Below are 17,940 nucleotides of genomic sequence, written 5' to 3'. Positions count from 1 at the left end.
CCTGCCCGCACCAATCCGCACAGCCGAGTCGGCCCGCCAGGCAAACCGGCGGACCGTCACGAAAGTCGTGGCTAGTGCGGTGCGGTAGTCGCGAGGGCGGCGGTGTGGAGGAGCTCGGTGACGCTGCCGACGAAATCCGGAAGCATGCGCAGGGCGAGCATCCAGGAGTCGCGGGACGGGTCGAGGTACTCGCGGACCAGGGGGGCGAGGGCCGCTCGCGCGTCCGGGCCGGTCATCGCGGCCAGCGCGTTCTCGGCCGGCTGCGCGAGCGCGGCCGCCTGCTCCCAGGTCACCGCGCCCTCGCGAACCGCGACGTGCAGCCACGGGCCGGCGGTGTTGTCGCGGAGGATCTCCTCAGGGGTGTCGCCGACGATGACCTCGTTGGTCTCCCTGATCCAGCGCCACTGCTGACGCTCGGCCTCATCGCGGAGTGCCTGCGGGCATTCGGCCATCTCCGCCAGGCCCAGCAGGACGATCGTGCCGAGGGGTTCGCGCCGGTGTTCGGCGAGGAGCCCGTCCCACTGCCACAGGTGCGCCTCGCGGAACACCTCGGAGGCTTCGGGGTGGGTGCCGCGCTTGCGCAGCAGGGCGGCCTGGGCCTCGGGGGTCTCACCGGCGGTGACGACGGCGCGGAGCTTCTCCAGCGCCTCGTCGGCGTCCGGTTCGGCCAGGAGGTTCCTGACGGGCTTGCGCGCCTCCGCGCGAAGGACCTTCTGGGAGAACTTCCGCCCCTCGGGCTCGTTCTCCAGGAGCCTGCGCACCGCGTCCGGTCCGCCGCGTTCCCACAGGTTGAGCATCAGCCGCTGCTGCGGGAGGATGCCGCGCACCCGGACCAGGGTCAGGATGTGCCGCTGTAGTTCCGTGTTGGAGCAGCTGACCGCGTCGCGGCCGCGGAAGCCGCCGTCGCGCTCCAGGAGGCGTTCGACCAGGTCCTTGCTCAGGCGCCCGGACAGCAGTCGTTCGCGTTGGGGTCCGGTGGCGGCGGTCCGCAGGAAGAGCCGGGCGTTGATCGCCGGGTCGTCCCGGCCCATCAGCGTCCCGATCGCCTCGGCGGTGAGCGAGGGCCGCTGCGCCAGCGCCAGCCGGTACAGCTTCGGCCTCGCCTTCATGGCGAACTCGAGCCAGTCATCATGCCAGACGCCCTGGCCGAACAGGTCGCCGACCGTCCGGTCGTCCAGATGCTTGACCAGCTTCAACTGCGTCTCGACGGACGCGGCGTCCATGAGGGCGAGGAACTTCGCGCGGTTGCCCGAGACGGAGGCGACCTTGTCCCAGGCGGGCAGCTCCCCGGCGCCCGGCCAGGCGGCCGGCTTCGCGCGTCCTTTGGGCGGCGCGGCCTCGCCGATCTCCACGAGAAGGTCGGTGAGGTCCCCGTGGAATCGGGGCAGCCGGGCGCGGACGGCACGCCACCTCTCGACATCGTCGCCGAGGTGCTTGGCGACGAGGGCGGCCAGTTCGCGCCTGCCGGCCTCGTCCTGCGTGGCGTGCGCGGCTTCGGGGGACGCAACCGGACGCAGGTCCGCGAGGCAGTCGGGGTGGGTCGCGAGCGCCTCCAGCGCGTGATCACCGAACGGACGGTCGGCGTGAGCGCGGCGGAGGGCCTCCCAGTCGGGACGGACGCGCAGCCCCAGCATGTCCAGGCATTCGTCCAGTGAGTCCAGTTCGTGGAGCTCCTCGATGAGCCCCTCGGTGCCTTCGGCGACGGCCACCGCCTCACGCAACGGGGCGGCGTCTCCGGTGGCCAGAACGGTCCGCAGAACCTCGGCGGCCTCCGGGCGGAGCTTGTTCTGGTTGAGATGTCCCAGCTGCACCAGTCCGCCGTCGTGGTCGTGGACGGTCAGCAGCCCCCGCAGCTGTTCGGCGCGCGTGAGGTCGGAGGCGATGTCGATCAGCGTCGATCGCGCGGTCCGTCCGATCGGGCACACCACCAGGGCACGACGCCGATGCGGGCCGTGGCTCGCCAGCCGCCACACGGCGCCGCCCGGGAGCGTCCAGTCCTCGCCAGGCCGCGCGGCGGCCAGAATGTCGCGGCACCCGCGCAACGTCCACCAGGGGCTCCTGCTGGTCCGGTCGATGGCGATGGCCTCGCCGACCTTGGGAAGACCGGTCGCGGTGAGGCGTGCCTGCAGCTCCGGATCGTCGCCGAGAACGTCCCCGTTCACCGCCAGATGCTGGAGGCGCTCGCCGCTCCCCTCTTCCATGAGGGTCTCGACGAGTCGCGAGGGCAGCCGCCCGCTCGCCAGCGACAGGGCGAAACAGTCGGGAGCCGAGGCCATGAGGGGACGCCAGTCCGCCAGGTCGGAGGCGGCGAACAAGGTGGAGAACGCACGCTGCACGGTCTTGATGAGAAGCTCCCGCTGAATCATTGACAGGACATGACCGAGCCGGCTGCGGGCATGTCGAGGGGCGCCCATGCCACGGCCGGTTGACGACAACCGACTTGGACGCCCTTCTTCGCACCCTATGTCCCTCTGGATCTTCACGACCCGCCTTCGTGGCGGCAAGCAGAACTCGGCCGATCTCGCCATGTCGTGTGACATTTCGGCCACGCCTGGTGGACGTCCTCAGCGCGTCGCGTTCGTGGACGTCCGGCTCTGGTGGGCGACCATGTCGGCGAAGGCGCGGGCGAGCGGGGTGAGCGCGTCCCAGCGGCGGACGGCCCATCCGACCGACAGCGGAGGAAGCTCCGGCAGGGGCAGGAACCTCAGCGGTCCGCCGGACGCGCCCTGCCCCGGCAGCGCCGGGACGACGGCGTGGCCGACACCGAGCTCGGCGAGCAGGATGGCGGTGTCCCAGTCGGCGACGCCGGTGTCCGAGGAGAGGTGGACGCCGAGGCGGGCGAACGCGGCGTCCAGATGCGCCCGGGACGAGGAGTTCTCCGGGAGCCGGATGTGCCGGATCCCGGCGAGGTCGGCCGCCGCGACCGACTCCCGGCGGGCGAGCGGGTCGTCGTTCCGCACCGCGAGCACCCACGGCAGCTCGGCGACCGGATGCTGCTCCATCCCCCGCGCCTGGCCGCCGATGGTGACCCAGGCCAGATCGACCGAACCCTCCGCGAGCGCGTCGAAACAGCTCTGGCTGGACGTCTCCGTCCGGAACTCCAGGCTCGCGCCCGGATGACGTTCGCGGAACGCGACGACCGCCTCGGACATGAAGTGCCGCACCGTCGTCGAGCCCGTGGTCACCCGGACCGATCCGGCCTCCCCGCGCGCGAGCTCGCCGAGTCGGCGAAGGGCCAGGTCGAGTCCGGTGAGCCCTTCCCGCGCCGCGGCCTGGAGCACCAGCCCCTCCGGGGTGGGGACGACGCCGCGCGGCCGGCGCTCCAGCAGCCGCACGCCCGTCTCCCGCTCGAGCCGTTTCACGTGCTGGCTCACCGCGGACTGGGTGCAGGACAGGTCCCTGGCGACCGCGCTCAGGCTCCCGGCCTGGCAGACCGCCACAAAGACCCGCAGGTCGTCGAAGGTCATGGACACACCGGGCACCCTACTCCCCTGCACCCAAGACCTCTCTTGGGGATGTGCAAGGAAACCCGAGGATTGACTTGGCTCTCGGTGTCTCGGAATCATCGCTGCGAAGGGCGGCAACCCGTCCCGCTTCCTCCGGCGACTCCCGCGCGGGGCCGGAACGGAGCCGGACGGGTGCCGACCCGCAAACCCGAAAGGAACCTTGTGCACGACGACAACGCCGCCGCCGTGATCCCGTCCCCCGCGAAGGTGGCGGTTCTCGGCCCGGGAGGGGTGGGCGGCCTGCTCGCCGCCCTGCTCTCCCGCGCCGGACACCGCGTGATCTGCATCGCGAGCGAGGAGACCGCGAACACCCTGCGCAGCACCGGAATCCAGGTGCGCAGCGGCCAGTTCGGAGGCTTCACCGCCGAGGTCGAGGCGGACACGGCGCTTCGCGAACCCGTCGACCTCTGCCTCGTGACGGTCAAGCACACCGCGCTCGGCTCCGCGCTCGAGCGCGTCCCCGCCGAGCACCTCACCGACGGCCTCGCGCTGCCCCTGCTCAACGGCATCGAGCACGTCGACGCCCTCCGGGCGCGCTTCGGCGCGCGGCGCGTGGTGCCCGCGGTGATCCGCGTCGAATCCACGCGGACGTCCCCGGGCGTCATCGAGCACGGCAGCCCGTTCACCGAGATCGACCTGGCAGGTTCCCCAAGCCGCCTCGCCCCGCTCGCCGCGCTGCTCACCGCCGCCGGGACGAAGACGCGCGTCCTGCCGGGCGAGGACGCCGTCCTCTGGGCGAAGCTGGCCTTCCTCGCCCCCTTCGCCCTGCTCACCACCCGCTACCGGCTCCCCATCGGCGGCATCCGGTCCGAGCGGCGCGAGGAACTGACGGCGCTGGTCGAGGAGACCACCGCGGTGAGCCGAGCCTGCGGCGCCCCCATGGACGCCGCCCAGGTCCTGGCGCGCTACGACGCCTTCCCAGCCGGCAGCAAGTCCTCGATGCAGCGCGACGCCGAAGCGGGCCGTCCGCTGGAACTCGACGCCATCGGCGGAGCCCTCCTACGAGCGGCTACCCAACACGGCGTCCCGACCCCCCTCGCACAGAAACTGGTCAGCGAACTGACCCCGCACGCGGCGACAGGTGTCTAGAGCCCGCCTGAGGGTGTGGTGAACAGCGGCGCGGCCGCCGAGAACGCTGAGGATGTCCTCGCGTGACCGGCGACCGCGCCGCTTCCCTGTCTACGGCTTCATGAGGCGGCGTGGACGCCGCGAGCACGAGCGGCACCGGCGCGGTGCCGGCCTCGCGTGCCGTGGGCCGATGAATGCACTTGCATAGATCGCCGTCCTGGGTGCATAGTTGGTTTGGGCCAACCAACCAATATGAGTGAGGGTGCCGGGATGGACGGTGTGCCGGAGGGTGGGGACGGACGGCAGCGGGAGGCCACCGATCGGGTGGCGGCGGCGCTGGCGACAGTGGGCAACTGGATGTTCGCCCCGTCCACGCGGCGGCGGATCATGGCGGCCTCCGGGCTGGAGCTGTCGCTCGGGGACTACACGCTGCTCGCGCAGATCTCCCTGCACGCTCCCGTGCGGCTGTCGGTCCTGGCCGAGCTGATGGAAGTGGACAAGTCCACGCTCTCGCCACCCGCCAAGCGCCTGGAGTCCCGCGGGTTCATCGAGCGGCGGCCCGACCCGTCCGACGCGCGGGCGCAGCTGGTGAGCGTCACGCGTGAGGGCAGGCTCGCCATCCGCGAACTCTGGAAGGCCAGGACGAGCACCATCGCCGGTCTCCTCGACGGCTGGGAGCCGTCCGAGATCGAGCACCTGGCCGACGGGTTGGCCGCCTTCGCCCAGGCGATCAAGAAGGGCTCGTAACTCCGCCACGGTCCCTGAAGGACCGCGCGCGATTCCCTTGAAGGAGATGAGCACCATGCGTGCTGTTGTGCTGCGCGAATTCGGGCCGCCCGACCGTTTGACGATCGGGGAGGTGCCCGATCCGCGACCGGGGGCGGGCCAGGTGACCGTGCGGGTGGCCGCCGCCGGCGTCCAGTTCCTGGAGACCCAGGTGCGTTCGGGGGCGATGCGCGGCGCGCTGGGCGGCGCGGCCCTGCCGGTCGTCCTCGGCAAGGAGGTCGCCGGGACGGTCGCCGAGGTCGGTCCCGGCGGTGACCCCGCCCTCGTCGGCTCTCTCGTCCTTGGCAGCACCGCGGGGACGGGCGGGTACGCCGAGACGGCCGCCGTCCCCGCCGATTCGCTCATCCCGATTCCGGCGGGGCTCGACCCTCACGACGCCGTCGCGCTCTACCGGTACGGCGCCACGGCGCAGGGCCTGGTCTGCGCGGCCCGGGTCGCCCCTGGTGACCGCGTCCTGGTCCTGGCCGCGGGCGGCGCCGTTGGAACGGTCCTGGTGCAGTTGCTGAAGCGGCTCGGCGCGACGGTCGTCGGAGCGGCACGCGGCGAACGCAAGCTCGACCTCGTCGCCGGTCTCGGCGCCGACCATGTCGTCGACTACTCGCAGCCCGGCTGGGCCGATCAGGTGCGCGCGGCGGCTGGCGGTTCCGTGGAGGTCGTGTTCGACCACGTCGGCGGGACGCTCGGACGGCAGGCGTTCGAACTGCTCACGCCGGGGTCCGGTCGGCAGGTCGTCTTCGGCTTCTCCAGCGGCGCGCCGCTGGAGGTCAGGCCCGTGGAGCTGGTGGGCCGGGGCCTGACGCTCAGCGGGTTCAGCACCGGCCCCGTCTGGAGCCGCCCCGCCCAGGCCCGCGAGCTGGTGACCGAGGTGCTCGACCTGGCCACCGCGGGCGAACTCACGCCCGTGATCGGTCAGCGCTTCCCCCTGGAGCGGGCGGCCGACGCGCACGCCGCCGTCGAGGCGCGCGACACGGTCGGCAAGACCCTGCTCCTTCCCTGAGTCCTCAGCGGACTCCCCCTGACACCCATGAGCCGATACCGGCGTGGGTGAACCTAACGATGTGTTTCTGAACTAGGAGTCAACGTGTCCACTCCCTCCAAGGTCTTCGTGGCCGGCGCCACCGGACTGCTCGGAAGCCAGATCATCAGCTCCCTGCTCGACCAGGGCGCGCCCGTCCGGGCCATGGTCCGACCGGGTGCGGACGCCGAGAAGCGGGGCGCGCTGACGGCGCTGCGGTCGCGTGGCCTGGAAGTGGTCGAAGGCGACATCACCGACCCGATCGAGCAGCTCGCCGCGAGCATCGGCGACGCCGCCACCGTCGTGTCGGCCGTGCAGGGCGGACCCGACGTGATCGTGGACGGCCAGGCCAACCTCGCGCGCGCCGCCGCGAAGGCCGGTGCCGGACGGTTCATCCCGTCCGACTTCGCCGTCGACGTGACCAAGCTCGACGACGGCGACAACTTCATGATCGACTGGCGTCGCCGGGCCGCCACCGAGTACGCCGACGCCGGACTCGAGGTCGTCTCCGTCCTCAACGGCGCGTTCTACGAGGTGATGGTCGGTTTCATGGGACTGGTCGACTGGGACCGGGGCACCCTGTCGCACTGGGGCGACCCGGACCAGCCGCTCGACATGACCTCCGTGCCCGACACCGCCGCCTACACCGCCGCCGTCGCGCTCGACCCGGAGGCCACCGGCACGCTCCGCTTCGCCGGCGAGGTGCTGTCGATGCGGCAGTTCCATGACGCCGTCCAGCGCGGTTCGGGACGCACCCTGGAACTGCGCCGCCTCGGCACCGCCGACGAGCTGCGCGCCGAGATCGAGCGCCAGGCCGCCCTCACCCAGAACCCGTTCGACTACATCGCGCTCCAGTACCAGTGGTGCATGGTGACCGGGAAGGGCAAGTTCGACGCCCTCGACAACGCCAGGTACCCGCGGATCACCCCGACGTCGGTGACCGACTTCGTCCGCGCCGCGTCCCCCACGGCCTGACCCTCGGAGATCCGTGGCCGGGCGAGCCCCGGTCACGGACCCGACGGCATGCCAGGCCCGCCGGCCCGGCGTGCCGACGCCCGGCCGCTTCCCAACACGCGCGCCCGCTCCGTGATCTCCTGGGCTCGTCCACCTTCACGACGGCCCGCACGGTGCTCCTGACGGCATCGTGATCACGGGCCGGACGGCTGGGGCCGGGGCGGGCGTGGCCGGGTTCGGTGTCCGTTTTAGACTCACCAGAGTGGATTTTGACGATGCGCTGGGTCTGTGGGACCCGGAACCGGGATGGCTGAACTCCGCGAGCTACGGCATCCCGCCGACGCCCGCGTTCGAGGCGATGCAGAGCGCGCTGGCCGAGTGGCGGCGCGGATCGAACGGCTGGGACACGTGGGACCGCTCCACGGATCGCGCGCGCGGCGCGTTCGCGCGGCTGGTCGGGGTCTCCGCCGACGATGTGGCCGTGGGCGCCGCCGCGTCGCAGCTGCTGGCCCCGGTCGCGGCCTCGCTGCCGCCCGGCTCGCGTGTCGTCGTCCCCGAGATCGAGCAGACCTCGAACCTGTTCCCGTGGCTCGTGAACGACCTCGACGTGCGGACGGTGCCTCCCGCCGACCTGCCCGGCGCGATCGACGCCCGCACGGACGCGGTCGCCTTCAGCCTGGTCCAGTCCGCGACCGGTGAGGTCGCGGACTCGGCCGAGGTCGTCGCGGCGGCGCGGGCGCACGGCGCGCTGGTCATCGCCGACGCCACCCAGGCGGTCGGCTGGCTGCCGGTCGACGCGACGCCCTTCGACGTCCTGGCCGTCTCGGCGTACAAGTGGCTGATGTGCCCGCGCGGCACGGCCTTCTGCTACGTGAGCCCGGCCGTCCGGGATCGCATCCGGCCGCTCGCCGCCAACTGGTACGCCGGTGAGGGGGACGCGTCGTACGGCCCGCCGCTGCGCCTGGCCGAGGACGCCCGGCGGTTCGACATCGCCGTCCCCTGGTTCTCCTACGTCGCCGCCGCGCCCACGCTGGAGCTGCTTCTGGAGATCGGCATCGACCAGATCCACGAGCACGACGTTCGGATGGCCAACAGGTTCCGGGCCGGGCTCGGCATGCCGCCCGGCGACAGCGCGATCGTCAGCGTCGCCCGCCCCGGCGCGGCCGGGCGTCTCGAGGAGGCGGGCATCCGCGCCTCGGTCCGCAAGGGCGCGGCCCGCCTGGCCTTCCATCTCTACACGACGGAGGCCGACGTCGACACCGCCATCACCGCCCTGACCTGACCTGCCCCCGGCACTCGGCCGCGTGCACGCCCGCTCGTGTCAAGCGCCCCCCGTACTCTGCCGCGACGGACGCCCGTGACAACGGCATCCGCGGACCGGCGCCGTCTGCTCCTGTTGGGAGGCGAGGCGGCGGAACGCGGATGCCGTGGTCAGAGGAGGCGGCTCGGGGTCAGCGGGACACCAGTTCCTCCCAGTGGGGGATCCGGGGCTTGAGGCGGAGGGGGAGGCCGGCTTCGGAGGGGGTGCGGTCGGCTTTGCGGTTGTTGCAGCGGCCGCAGGCCAGGACGGTGTTCTCCCAGGTGTCGCCGCCGCCGCGGGACTGCGGGAGGACGTGGTCGATGGTGTTGCCGCGTCCGCCGCAGTAGGCGCAGTGGCCGCGGTCGCGCAGGTAGACGCCGCGTTTGTTCCACGGAGGGCGCTTGCCGTGGCGCCAGCGCATGGCGACGTAGCGGACGAGACGCAGCACCCTCGGCACGGGGAACCGGCCGATGGTGCGTCCCTCCTCCGCCTCTTCGACGACGGCCACCTCGCGTACGAGCATGCGGATGGCATGCCGCAGATCCACTTTCTGTAAGGGCTCATAGGACGCGTTCAGCACGAGCACGTTCACCGCTCACCTCCCCAACCGTGTGCCGCTCCCCCACCAGGACTCGAACCTGGATTTCCGCATTAACGGTGCGGCGTTCTGCCTTTGAACCACAAGGGAAGGGACTGCAAATTCCTCAGGACTCCGAGCATTCCGGAGCCCTGGAACAGCCTGCCTACCGGCCCCACCTCACAGCAACGGGTTTTCTCCCTCACGAAGAGAGCTCGCCTCCGTCCGCCCGGCGGGGATCCGAGGGCTCGCCATGGACTCGTCCACGGGCCGCGACCGGCGCCGCAGCGGGTCCGTGTTGCCCAATAGGTCCCCATCTGTGAGTGAGGCCAACCCGCGTTTCGACGCGCTCCACTCCCCCGGCGATGTGCATCTGTTCCGGGCTGCACGGAGGGGATTTTCGTGAGCGCACCCGGTAAGGAGGGAGCCCTGTCCGACCGGAGTCGGAGCGGAGGGACGGCGGGTTCGGGGACGGGGCCTGAGGGGTCCGGGGACGCGATCAGGACTCGCACGCACCCGAGCCGAAGCCCGGGAGACCCGGGCTCAGAACAGGATGATGACGATGAAGACCAGGCAGCAGATGATGTTGATGAGCCAGCTGTTGGTGTTCATCCAGTCCCGCACCCCGGGCATGGCGCGCCGCGCCCGGTGGCGGAACAGCAGCAGGGCGAGCAGGGGCAGGGCCGCGATCAGGACGGTGACCGCGATGAACACGGCCGCCGAGCCGATTCCCGCGTGGTTCTGCTCGAGGTTGGCTCCGACCGTCAGCATCACCATGACGTCCGACGGCATCAGGAGGATCATGAGGAAGCCGGTCTTGAGGGCGCGGCCCGGATCGGCGTTCATCAGCGCGCCGAGCCATTTGGGCGGCTCCACCGTCGCCCGCTTCGCGTAGGTCCTCAGTATCGCGGCGACCAGCAGGGCGACCAGCACGTACTGGATGATGTGCCCCACGGACGAGTTGTCGGAGTCCTTGCCCAGATCGACGTTCTTGCCGACCAGGGCGAAGATGCCGCGTGTGATCGTCACGCCCAGGCTCGCCGCGGCGAGCACGCCGAGCAGGAAGGCGAGCGAGACCCGCACCGGTCTCGCGGTGGTCACCAGGATGATCGCGGCCATGATCTGCGGGCCCGCCATCATCGTGATGGCCAGCGGGAGCACTTGAAGGCTCATGGTCCCCCCGGTCGGTCCCCGGCAGGACGACGCTCCCCTGCCTACTGAGAGTCACGATAGGTGAGGGAATGCCGCCGTATCGACCACCGACCGTGTTCTTGACCAGGACGTGGTCCATCCTCATGATCGCGTGGGTTCGCCTTGTGCTCCGCATCGGCGGACGGCCGGGGGATCAGGAGGAGGGAAGGTCGTCGGCCGAGGCCAGGTACTCGCGGGACTCGCGTTCGCGGCGGAAGCCGATCTCCTCGTTGACGGCGAGCATGTGCGCGTTGTCGCCGGAGTTGTCGGTCTCGATCTCGGTGACCTCGGGGCGCTCGCCGGCGAGCCAGGTCAGCATGGCGGCCTTGACCCAGATGCCGAGGCGGCGGCCGCGGTGCTCGGGGGCGACGGCGGTGTCGTACTGGGCGGCGCGCCCGGCGCCGTCGGCCGGGACGACGATCTCGGTGAACCCCGCGATGGCGCCGTCCTGGACGGCGGCGACGGTGTAGAGGTCGTCGCCGCGCTTGGCGACCATCTCGGCCATCTCGCGGACGCGGTCGGCGTCCCAGGGCGCGCCCTCGTACTCGGCGAGGTCGGCCATGGCGTGCTTGGCCTTCGCGAGCGCGTCGGCGTACTCGTCCGGGACGACACCGCACCAGCGGACCAGCTCATATCCGGACGGACCGGACGCGAGGAGGGTGTCCACGCGGCCGGGCGGCAGGTCCGGCAGCCGCAGCAGGAGGCCCTGGAGGGTGAGGACGAGCCGGAAGCCGTGCGCCTCGAGGAAGCCCACCGCGGCGGGGCGCGCGAGGACCTGGGCGATGACGCTGGTGCGGCCGTCGGCGCGCAGCGCGTCGGCGGCGACGGCGAGCAGGCCGCTTGCCATGCCCCGCCGCCGGTGGTCCGGGTGCACGTGGATGTCGATCTCGCCCGGACGGTCGGCCCCCGGCTCGCCGGGCAGCCGCAGGCTCGCGACGCCGATCATCTCCGCCCCGGACCGGACGGCCCAGAGGCGCTGCCGCGAGCCCTGCTCCGCGCCGAGCAGGCGGGCGGCGGTCTGGTGCGGCTGGGGGGTGGGTTCGCCGTCCGGCTCGGCCGCGTGCACGGCGGCCAGGACCGCGTGCCATCCGCGGATCTGAGGGTCCGTCGGATCATCGAGCGCGATGACGTCCATCCCGACTTTCTACCGGATCCTGACGCCCCGTGAGCCGCACGCGACCCAACCGATACGACGCGACCGGAACCCGGCGTGCGCTTCGGCCCGATCTCGGACGTCCCGTCCCACTCCCGCGGCGCGTCCGCGACCGCCCCCGAAGCGTGCGGTGAGGGCGGTCGGGGACGGCCGTGGTCAGCGGGTGAAGGCGGCCAGGATCCGCTCGGCGGCGAGCGCGGGGGTGAGGGTGCCCGCCGCGACCTCCGCGTCCAGTTTCGGAGCCAGATCCCGCACAGCCGGATGCGCGTGCAGTTCGGTGAGAAGTCGATCCTGGACCATGGCCCACGTCCAGCGGACCCGCTGGGCGCGGCGGCGGCGTTCGAGTTCGCCGGTCGCGGCCAGCCGGTCCTGGTGGGCGACCAGGGCGTCCCAGACCTTGTCGAGGTCGACGTTCTCGATGGCGCTGCAGGTCAGGACGGGTGTGTCGGCGACGCGTTCGTCGCTGCGCAGCAGCCGGAGCGCGCCGGCGAGTTCGCGGGCGGCCCGCCGGGCCTCCATCTCGTGCGGCCCGTCCGCCTTGTTCACGGCGATGACGTCGGCGAGCTCCAGGACGCCCTTCTTGATGCCCTGCAACTGGTCGCCGGTCCGGGCGAGGGTGAGGAACAGGAAGGTGTCCACCATCTCGGCGACCGTCGTCTCGGACTGCCCGACGCCGACGGTCTCGACCAGGACGACGTCGTATCCGGCGGCCTCCATGACGACCATCGCCTCGCGGGTGGCCTTGGCGACGCCGCCGAGCGTCCCGGCGGTCGGCGACGGGCGGATGAACGCGTGCGGGTCCACCGCCAGGCGGTTCATCCGGGTCTTGTCGCCGAGGATCGAGCCGCCCGAGCGGGTGGACGACGGGTCGACGGCGAGGACGGCGACCCGGTGCCCGGCCGAGGTGAGGTCGGTGCCGAGGGCGTCGATGAAGGTGGACTTGCCGACGCCGGGCACGCCGGTGATGCCGATCCGGCGCGCCTTCCCGGTGAACGGGGTCAGCTCGGCGAGCAGCCGCTGCGCGAGCGCGCGGTGGTCCGGCCGGGACGACTCGACGAGCGTGATCGCACGGGCGATCCACGCGCGCGAGCCGTCCCGGACGCCGGCGACGTAGTCCTCCAGCGTCGGTCGCGTCACGCCCCGGACTCCCCCTGTCCCTGGCCGGCGTGGCCGAGGCGGGCGGCGAGGTCGCGCAGGAGGTCCTGGGCGGCCTCGGCCAGGACGGTGCCGGGCGGGAAGATCGCCGAGGCGCCGGCGGCGCGCAGCTCGTCGAAGTCCTGCGGCGGGATGACGCCGCCCACGACGATCATGATGTCCGCGCGGCCCAGCCCGGCGAGCTCGGCGCGCAGCGCGGGGACGAGCGTCAGGTGCCCGGCGGCGAGCGAGTTCACCCCGACGACGTGCACGTCCGCCTCGACGGCCTGGCGGGCGACCTCGCCGGGGGTCTGGAACAGCGGGCCCACGTCGACGTCGAAGCCGAGGTCGGCGAAGCCGGTCGCGATGACCTTCTGGCCGCGGTCGTGGCCGTCCTGGCCCATCTTGGCGACGAGGATGCGCGGCCGCCGCCCCTCGGCCTCCTCGAACGCGGCCGTGAGGGCCCGCGCCTCCTCGATCGCCGACACCTGGCCCGCCTCTTCCCGGTACACACCGGAGATCGTACGGATCTGCGCGGAGTGCCGTCCGTAGGCCCGCTCGAGCGCGTCGGAGATCTCCCCGACGGTCGCCTTGGCGCGGGCCGCGTCGATGGCGAGGGTCAGCAGGTTCTCGTCCAGGCCGGGGCCGCGGGTGCCCGCCTCGGCGGCGGTCGCGGCGCGGGTCAGCGCGTCGAGGGCCGAGCGGACGCCGTCCTCGGACCGCTCCTCGCGCAGCCTCCGCAGCTTGTCGATCTGCCGCGCGCGGACGGACGCGTTGTCGACCTTGAGCACCTCGATGTTCTCGTCGGCGTCCGGCCGGTACTTGTTGATGCCGATCAGGGGCTGGCGTCCGGAGTCGATGCGGGCCTGCGTCCGGGCCGCGGCCTCCTCGATGCGCAGCTTGGGCAGGCCCTCGTCGATCGCGCGGGCCATGCCGCCCGCCCGCTCGACCTCGCGGATGTGCTGCCAGGCGCGGCGGGCCAGGTCGTAGGTGAGGCGCTCGACGTAGGCGGAGCCGCCCCAGGGGTCGATCGTCCGGGTCGTCCCGGACTCCTGCTGGAGCAGCAGCTGGGTGTTGCGGGCGATCCGGGCGGAGAAGTCGGTCGGGAGGGCGAGCGCCTCGTCCAGCGCGTTGGTGTGCAGCGACTGGGTGTGGCCCTGCGTGGCGGCCATGGCCTCGACGCAGGTGCGGGCGACGTTGTTGAAGACGTCCTGCGCGGTCAGGGACCAGCCGGACGTCTGGGAGTGCGTCCGCAGCGACAGCGACTTGGGGTTCTCCGGGTCGAACTGCTTCACCAGCTTCGCCCACAGCAGGCGCGCGGCGCGCAGCTTGGCGACCTCCATGAAGAAGTTCATGCCGATCGCCCAGAAGAACGACAGGCGCGGCGCGAACGAGTCGATCGTCAGGCCCGCGTCGCGTCCGGCGCGGATGTACTCGACGCCGTCGGCGAGCGTGTACGCCAGCTCCAGGTCGGCCGTGGCCCCGGCCTCCTGGATGTGGTAGCCGGAGATCGAGATGGAGTTGAACTTCGGCATCCGCCGCGAGGTGAACGCGAAGATGTCCGAGATGATCCGCATGGACGGCGCGGGCGGGTAGATGTAGGTGTTGCGGACCATGAACTCCTTGAGGATGTCGTTCTGGATGGTCCCGGCCAGCGCCTCGGGCGGGACGCCCTGCTCCTCGGCGGCCACGATGTACAGGGCCATGATCGGCAGCACCGCGCCGTTCATGGTCATCGACACCGACATCCGGTCCAGCGGGATGCCGTCGAACAGCTGCCGCATGTCGTAGATGGAGTCGATCGCGACGCCCGCCATGCCGACGTCCCCGGACACGCGCGGGTGGTCGGAGTCGTAGCCGCGGTGGGTGGCCAGGTCGAACGCGACCGACAGGCCCTTCTGCCCGGCGGCGAGGTTGCGCCGGTAGAACGCGTTGGACTCCTCGGCCGTGGAGAAGCCCGCGTACTGGCGGATCGTCCACGGCTGGGTGGCGTACATGGCCGGGTAGGGGCCGCGCAGGAACGGCGCGATGCCCGGCAGGGTGTGCAGGAAGTCGAGCGGGGCCAGGTCGTCGCCGGTGTACAGGGACGGGACGGCGATGCCCTCGGGGGTGTCCCAGACGGGGGTGTCGTCCCCGGCGGCGGCGCGCCAGCGCTTGGCGGCCTCGTCGGCCGTGACGGGCGCGCCCAGCTCGATCTCGGAGAAGTCGGGGATCATCGGTTCACTCCCAGATCGGTGAGGGTGGTCGTGAGGACCTCCACCGCGTCGACCCCGGCGAAGATCCGCGCGTCGACTCCGTCGTGGGAGCCCTTGCCCGCGAGCCACACCTTCACCGCCCCGGCGTCGCGGAGGGCGCGCGCGGCGTCCGCCGCCTTCTCCTCGTACACCTTGTCGGACGAGCACAGGCAGGCGATCGTGGCGCCGGACGCGGCGAACCCCTCGGGCGGGCCGGCGACGGTCTCGACGCCGCCCGCCTGGAAGAGGTTGGCGGCGAAGGTGGCGCGCCCGGTGTGCGCGGCGACCGGGCCGAGCGTCGCCAGGTACACCCTCGGGCGCGCGCCGGTCGCGGCGAGGTGCGCGTCGGAACGGTCCCGCAGGGTCTCGTAGTCCTGCCCGTAGGTGACCACCGGCAGGCCCTCGCCCGCGACGGACGGGGCGGGCCGCCGGGACGGCAGCTCCTCGGTGAGGTTCGGGAACTCGCTGAGGCCGGTCAGCGGCGCCTTCCGGTGGGCGATGTCGCGGCGGCGGCGCTCCCAGGTCGCCCCCAGGCGCCGTTCGACCAGGCCGGACGCGAGCGCGGCGGCGAGCCCGCCCGCCTTCTCGATCTCGGTGAACCAGGACCAGGCGGCCTGGGCGAGGTCCTCGGTGAGGCGCTCGACGTACCAGGAGCCGCCCGCCGGGTCGACGACGCGCGCGAGGCTCGACTCCTCCAGCAGGAGCGTCTGGGTGTTGCGGGCGATGCGGCGGGAGAAGTCGTCGGGCAGGCCGAGGCGCGCGTCGAACGGCTGGACGGTCACCGCGTCCGCGCCGCCGACTCCGGCCGCGAACGCCGCGACGGTGGTGCGCAGCATGTTCACCCACGGGTCGCGGCGGGTCATCATCGCCGAGGACGTGACGGCGTGGATCGTCGCGACCGTGCCGTCCGAGGCGCCGGACACCTCGGCGACGCGCTGCCAGAGGCGGCGCGCGGCGCGCAGTTTGGCGATGGAGGCGAACTGGTCGGCGTTGACGGCGAACCGGAAGTCGATCTGGCCGAACGCCTCGTCCACGGTCAGGCCCGCGCGGGTGAGGACGCGCAGGTAGGCGACCCCGGCGGCGACGGCCGCGCCGAGCTCGTCGGCGTCCCCGCCGCCCGCGTCGTGGTAGGGCGTGGCGTCGACGGTGAAGGCGCGCATCTTCGGGAACTCCCGGACGCACCGCAGGGCCAGGACGGCCACGTCGTCCAGGATCGCGGGAGCGCCGGTGCGGGCGGCGAGGCCGAGCGGGTCGGCGCCCAGGTTCCCGGACGGTTCGGTGCCGCGCGCGGCGGCGAGGGAGAGGAACAGCTCGGCGGCCTCGCCGGTCTCCGCGCCCGCGTCCAGGACGACGGGCGCGAGGTTCAGGTGGACGTCGCGGAGCACGTCCGGGAGCGCCGCGACGGGGACGCCGCCCGCGCCGAGCGTCAGCCAGACCGAGGTGGCGCCGCTCTCCAGGTCGGCCAGGATCGCCGCGCGGGTCGTCTCGGGGTCGGGGTGGCCGTGCCGCTGCCGGACGTCCCAGCCCGCGAGGCCCTCTCCCTCCGGGCGGACCTCGTGCACGCGCGGGGCGAGACCGGGCCGTCCGGGGGCGGAGTCCTCGGCGGTGTAGAGCGCGGCGATCGTCACGCCGTCGCCGGTCTCGTGGGCGAGCAGCCCGTCGATCTCGTCGAGGGGGGTGTCCTCGGAGGCCGCGCCGGACTTGCGCAGCACGCCCCTCACCATCTCCCGCCACCGGTCGCGTTCGGCCGGGGGGAAGGCGGCGGCCATTTCGAGTTCTTCAGGCGGCACCGTCATGGCAGGGATCGTAGGCGAGCGGCGCCCCGGCTCCGACGACCGGGGTGCCCGGAGCCGCCCTGCGGGCGCCCCATATTCTTGGGGGCAGGAGGCCCGAATCCCGGCCGGGTGACGTGACTCTGACCGGAGGCGTGCAACCGGACGAACGGGCACGTACCGTCATAGGTGACCGTCCGGTCCGGCGGGCCTCACCGGGCCCCGCCGCGCCGGCCCCGGCACCGAGGTGGTGGGATGGCCCTCAGGTTCGGTATCGAGGAAGAGTATTTCGTCGTCGATCCCCGGTCCCGCCAGGTGGTCCCGCGCGCCGGGGCCGTCGTCGCCCGCGCGGCGGAGACCCTCGGCGACCGCGCGTCCGCCGAGCTGGTCTGCTTCCTCGCCGAGGCCAAGACCTCCCCGTGCGACGACCTGGACAAGCTGACCGAGCAGATCCGCGCGATGCGGGCGACCATGGCGGACGCGGCGCGCGCCGAGGACCTGATGCTGGTCGCGACCGGCACGCCCGTCCTCGGCGACCTGCTCCCGGCGCCGATCACGCCGGGCCCGCGCTACGCCGACAGCCTGGCCACCTACCGGGCACTGGACGACGAGCAGTGCATCTGCTCCTGCCACGTCCATGTGGAGATGCCCGACCGGGCCCGCGCCGTCCAGGTCAGCAACCATCTGCGCCCGTGGCTGCCGACCCTGCTCGCGATGACGGCGAACTCGCCCTTCTGGGCGGGCCGCGACACCGGGCACGCCTGCTGGCGGGTCATGTCCTGGGCGCGCTGGCCCGTCGCCGGGCCGCCGCCGATGTTCGAGTCCCTCGCCCACTACGAGGACCTGATCGCCGCGCTGCTCGGCTGCGGCGCCCTGATGGACCTGGCCACGGTGTTCTGGGACGTCCGTCCCTCCTCCCGCCTGCCGACCCTGGAGATCCGCCTCGCGGACGTGGCGCTCGACGCCGAAGGGGCCGCGCTGTTCGCCGCGCTCGTCCGGGCGCTCGCCCAGGTGGCGCTCGCCAAGGTCGAGGCCGGCGAGCCCCCGCCCGCGCCGTCCCAGGAGATGCTCCGGGCCGCGTACTGGCTCGCCGCCCGCGACGGCCTCGGCGGCAAGGGCCTGGACGTCCGGACGGGACGCCCCGCGCGGTTCGCCGACCTGGCCGCCGCACTGCTCGCGCACGCCCGCCCCGCGCTGGACGACGCCGGCGACACCGCCCTGGCCGAGACGGGCCTGGAGCGGCTGCTGGC

At 72.7% G+C, this 17,940-nt stretch carries 14 protein-coding genes and 1 tRNA gene; 6 read left to right on the top strand and 9 right to left on the bottom strand.

Features of this window, described 5'->3' with window-relative positions; translation table 11 throughout:
* Nucleotides 1–71: 71 nt before the first annotated feature.
* Both EBO15_RS44070 and EBO15_RS07645 read right to left on the bottom strand, forming a co-directional pair.
* The gene (locus EBO15_RS44070; protein ID WP_158628147.1) at nucleotides 72–2,336 is read right to left on the bottom strand and encodes a hypothetical protein; all 2,265 of its coding nucleotides are present in this window, start codon (nucleotides 2,334–2,336) and stop codon (nucleotides 72–74) included.
* Between the two features lie 228 nt (nucleotides 2,337–2,564).
* The gene (locus EBO15_RS07645) at nucleotides 2,565–3,467 is read right to left on the bottom strand and encodes a LysR family transcriptional regulator (RefSeq protein ID WP_122193708.1); all 903 of its coding nucleotides are present in this window, start codon (nucleotides 3,465–3,467) and stop codon (nucleotides 2,565–2,567) included.
* Nucleotides 3,468–3,668: 201 nt separating this feature from the next.
* Here EBO15_RS07645 and EBO15_RS07640 point away from each other — a divergent pair, with 201 nt between their 5' ends.
* The 5 genes from EBO15_RS07640 to EBO15_RS07620 all read left to right on the top strand — a co-directional run bounded on the left by EBO15_RS07640 (nucleotide 3,669) and on the right by EBO15_RS07620 (nucleotide 8,611).
* On the top strand, nucleotides 3,669–4,595 hold the full coding sequence (locus tag EBO15_RS07640) for a ketopantoate reductase family protein (protein WP_199744385.1): 927 nt from the start codon (nucleotides 3,669–3,671) through the stop codon (nucleotides 4,593–4,595).
* A 249-nt stretch (nucleotides 4,596–4,844) separates the two neighbouring features.
* Complete coding sequence (locus EBO15_RS07635) at nucleotides 4,845–5,321, top strand: MarR family winged helix-turn-helix transcriptional regulator (protein ID WP_158628146.1); 477 nt, start codon at nucleotides 4,845–4,847, stop codon at nucleotides 5,319–5,321.
* A gap of 55 nt (nucleotides 5,322–5,376) precedes the next feature.
* Complete coding sequence (locus tag EBO15_RS07630) at nucleotides 5,377–6,357, top strand: zinc-binding dehydrogenase (protein WP_122193707.1); 981 nt, start codon at nucleotides 5,377–5,379, stop codon at nucleotides 6,355–6,357.
* An 84-nt stretch (nucleotides 6,358–6,441) separates the two neighbouring features.
* Nucleotides 6,442–7,350: an NmrA family NAD(P)-binding protein gene (locus tag EBO15_RS07625; RefSeq protein ID WP_122193613.1), complete on the top strand. Its 909-nt coding sequence runs from the start codon at nucleotides 6,442–6,444 to the stop codon at nucleotides 7,348–7,350.
* Nucleotides 7,351–7,591: 241 nt separating this feature from the next.
* The gene (locus EBO15_RS07620; protein WP_233616041.1) at nucleotides 7,592–8,611 is read left to right on the top strand and encodes an aminotransferase class V-fold PLP-dependent enzyme; all 1,020 of its coding nucleotides are present in this window, start codon (nucleotides 7,592–7,594) and stop codon (nucleotides 8,609–8,611) included.
* Nucleotides 8,612–8,780: 169 nt separating this feature from the next.
* Here EBO15_RS07620 and EBO15_RS07615 read toward each other — a convergent pair whose 3' ends face one another.
* The 7 genes from EBO15_RS07615 to EBO15_RS07585 all read right to left on the bottom strand — a co-directional run bounded on the left by EBO15_RS07615 (nucleotide 8,781) and on the right by EBO15_RS07585 (nucleotide 16,714).
* On the bottom strand, nucleotides 8,781–9,221 hold the full coding sequence (locus EBO15_RS07615; RefSeq protein ID WP_122193612.1) for an HNH endonuclease: 441 nt from the start codon (nucleotides 9,219–9,221) through the stop codon (nucleotides 8,781–8,783).
* 25 nt (nucleotides 9,222–9,246) lie between these two features.
* Nucleotides 9,247–9,317, bottom strand: a tRNA-Asn gene (locus EBO15_RS07610).
* Nucleotides 9,318–9,749: 432 nt separating this feature from the next.
* A complete protein-coding gene (locus EBO15_RS07605; RefSeq protein WP_122193611.1) occupies nucleotides 9,750–10,379 on the bottom strand; it encodes a GAP family protein in 630 nt (209 codons plus the stop codon).
* Nucleotides 10,380–10,551: 172 nt separating this feature from the next.
* The gene (locus EBO15_RS07600; RefSeq protein WP_122193610.1) at nucleotides 10,552–11,532 is read right to left on the bottom strand and encodes a GNAT family N-acetyltransferase; all 981 of its coding nucleotides are present in this window, start codon (nucleotides 11,530–11,532) and stop codon (nucleotides 10,552–10,554) included.
* A 174-nt stretch (nucleotides 11,533–11,706) separates the two neighbouring features.
* Nucleotides 11,707–12,687: a methylmalonyl Co-A mutase-associated GTPase MeaB gene (gene meaB / locus EBO15_RS07595; RefSeq protein WP_122193609.1), complete on the bottom strand. Its 981-nt coding sequence runs from the start codon at nucleotides 12,685–12,687 to the stop codon at nucleotides 11,707–11,709.
* Nucleotides 12,684–14,900, bottom strand: a complete 2,217-nt coding sequence (gene scpA / locus EBO15_RS07590) for a methylmalonyl-CoA mutase (protein WP_122193608.1) — start codon at nucleotides 14,898–14,900, stop codon at nucleotides 12,684–12,686. The genes meaB and scpA overlap by 4 nt, the downstream gene beginning before the upstream one ends.
* Nucleotides 14,897–16,714 (bottom strand): methylmalonyl-CoA mutase family protein, encoded by a 1,818-nt coding sequence (locus EBO15_RS07585; protein WP_122193607.1) that lies wholly within the window; start codon nucleotides 16,712–16,714, stop codon nucleotides 14,897–14,899. Before EBO15_RS07585 ends, scpA begins: the two co-directional genes overlap by 4 nt.
* Before the next feature lie 231 nt (nucleotides 16,715–16,945).
* On the opposite strand from EBO15_RS07585, the gene EBO15_RS07580 reads away from it, so the two are divergent.
* Nucleotides 16,946–17,940: carboxylate-amine ligase (locus EBO15_RS07580; RefSeq protein WP_122193606.1), on the top strand; the 995-nt coding region annotated here is incomplete at its 3' end.

It is taken from the genome of Actinomadura harenae, assembly GCF_003696215.1.
In the GTDB taxonomy this organism is placed as follows: Bacteria; Actinomycetota; Actinomycetes; order Streptosporangiales; family Streptosporangiaceae; genus Spirillospora; species Spirillospora harenae.
This window is presented reverse-complemented; position numbering and strand designations above follow the sequence as displayed.